Source organism: Ideonella sp. B508-1 (assembly GCF_000333615.1).
Classification (GTDB): domain Bacteria; phylum Pseudomonadota; class Gammaproteobacteria; order Burkholderiales; family Burkholderiaceae_C; genus Ideonella.
In genome coordinates, this window is record NZ_BADL01000417.1 from 1 (window position 1) to 1,748 (window position 1,748).

3 protein-coding genes are annotated in these 1,748 nt (G+C 65.4%); all 3 read right to left on the minus strand.

Annotation, left to right across the window (positions count from 1 at the left end; translation table 11 throughout):
* Nucleotides 1-159: 159 nt before the first annotated feature.
* From I73_RS17015 to I73_RS17025, 3 genes are read right to left on the minus strand one after another with little or no spacing between them, the layout of a single operon-like run.
* The gene (locus tag I73_RS17015; protein ID WP_022981717.1) at nt 160-393 is read right to left on the minus strand and encodes a hypothetical protein; all 234 of its coding nucleotides are present in this window, start codon (nt 391-393) and stop codon (nt 160-162) included.
* Between the two features lie 2 nt (nt 394-395).
* The gene (locus I73_RS28590) at nt 396-1,268 is read right to left on the minus strand and encodes an N-6 DNA methylase (RefSeq protein ID WP_022981718.1); all 873 of its coding nucleotides are present in this window, start codon (nt 1,266-1,268) and stop codon (nt 396-398) included.
* A 15-nt stretch (nt 1,269-1,283) separates the two neighbouring features.
* On the minus strand, nt 1,284-1,607 hold the full coding sequence (locus tag I73_RS17025) for a hypothetical protein (protein ID WP_040500618.1): 324 nt from the start codon (nt 1,605-1,607) through the stop codon (nt 1,284-1,286).
* Nucleotides 1,608-1,748 lie beyond the last annotated feature (141 nt).

Genomic DNA, 1,748 nt, shown 5'->3' on the forward strand with positions numbered 1-1,748 from the left:
CGGCAGTTCATGCCGATGTCCGGAAGCCCGACGTTTGCGGCGCTGGCCAGGTCGGAGGCCTCGCGCAGCAGCTCCAGGCCTTGCGTCAGCTTGCCACCACGGCCGCGCGCTGTTTCACGAGGTTGTCAATGCTCACGCTCTTGACCAGCTCGGTGGTGCTCATGCTGCGGCTCCTTCGGCGTCCTTCGGGGTGGCGGCCTCGATCACGAGGGCGGCGGCGGTCTTGGCGTCGAGCTGGCGAAGCCAGGCGGAAACCATCGTTTCGGCCTGGGCTTCCACGATGCCTTGCGCATCGGAGCGGCACACGTCGAGCGCGGCGCCCAGCTCGTCGGTCACTTCGTCTTCCCACGCCACGAAGGCGGGGGGCTGCGGGGTCAGGGGTTGCAGTGCCATGGTCAGAAAAGGCTGATTTGGTTGACTTGCGAGGGGCGGCGGACCTTGCGCACGGCGTGCGGGTCGTTGGCGGCTCGGCGGGCTTCCTCGCTCGGCACGAAGGCGGCCACGGGCGCCGGCGTCGGCCGCTCGGCTTCGGGCTGCGTCATCAGCTCGGCCGCCTCGGCGATGGCCTGGGCTTGCTCCAGCCGTTGCAGCTTCGCGTCCCATCGGCCCATCGTGTGGGCCAGCGTGCGCCAGGTCGAACGGGTTTCCATCGCCAGCGAATTACCGTGAATCACCACGGCCGGGATGTGCAGCAAAGAAAACTGGATATAGGCCATGTGAACGGCCGTCAGGTCAATATCCTGGGCCACGGCGTGCATGTGCTGCTGGTAGTTAATCCCGTCATCCATCAGGGAATGGGCGGCGGCAATAATCATTGCGCCCCCACCCACGCACGGGTCACTAACGCGGACAAACCCGTTTTCCCGAATATAGGAACCCGCGTCGCTCATCGTCATTTTGCTCATGCACAGGCACAGGTGATAAGGCGTGAAAAACTGGCCTTTCCACGAATCGCCCATTTCCAGCAGCATGAAAAGCGAGCCTAGAAAATCCTGGTGGCCGGTTTCCAAACCCATGACGACATGGGCGAAGCCTTCGGACATCAGGCCCAGCTCTTCGCGGCTGTAGCGGCCGGCGATCTGGAGATATTCCTTCTCGCGGGCTTCGGCCTGGCTGCGGTCGGCCGCGTTGCTGAGCGTCAGGGCGGACAGGGCCACGAAGTCCCGAAAGACCGTCCACAGGCTGTGCCGGTGCGCGATCTGGCGCAGGGTGCGCGCCAGGGCGTTCTGGTGTTCAGTGCCCGTGCGGGCGTGCTGCTTCTTGGCCACGTCGCGCCCCTCGGATCAGTATTCGTCGGCCAGCAGCAGGGTGGTGGTGCTGCGGTCTTCCTCGGTGATGACGTACAGCCGGGCGCCGCCGTTGATCGTGTAGGCCGAGAAGACGCGGCCGCCTTCGCGCAGGGCGTCGGTGTTGGCCTGGATGTCGTCGGCGGTCATTTCCAGCCAGTCGCCGGTGACGTGGCGGCTGAGGAAGTGCATGGGGGCCTGCTTGCCCTTCTCGATGGCTTCGAGGGCGCCGGGGGTGGCGCACACGTTGCCCAGCGGGAACAGCGGTTCCATGCGGCCGATGTTCATGGCCTTGGGGGTTGCGCGAAGTGCGGTGTTCATCGTTCGTTGCTCCTGGGTGCGGTTGCGGTAGGTCTTGGGTGCCGGGCTCAGTAGTTCGCGTCGGCCATGCCGTAGGCGGCGGAGAACTCCAGCGCGCGGACCTGCTCGCCCGACTTGCTGGATTCGTGGAAAGCCTGCTTT

Excerpts from the sequence above, each read along its gene's own strand:
- I73_RS17025 (WP_040500618.1), bottom strand. The coding sequence starts at position 1,607 with ATGAACACCGCACTTCGCGCAACCCCCAAGGCCATGAACATCGGCCGC.
- I73_RS17015 (WP_022981717.1), bottom strand. The coding sequence starts at position 393 with ATGGCACTGCAACCCCTGACCCCGCAGCCCCCCGCCTTCGTGGCGTGG.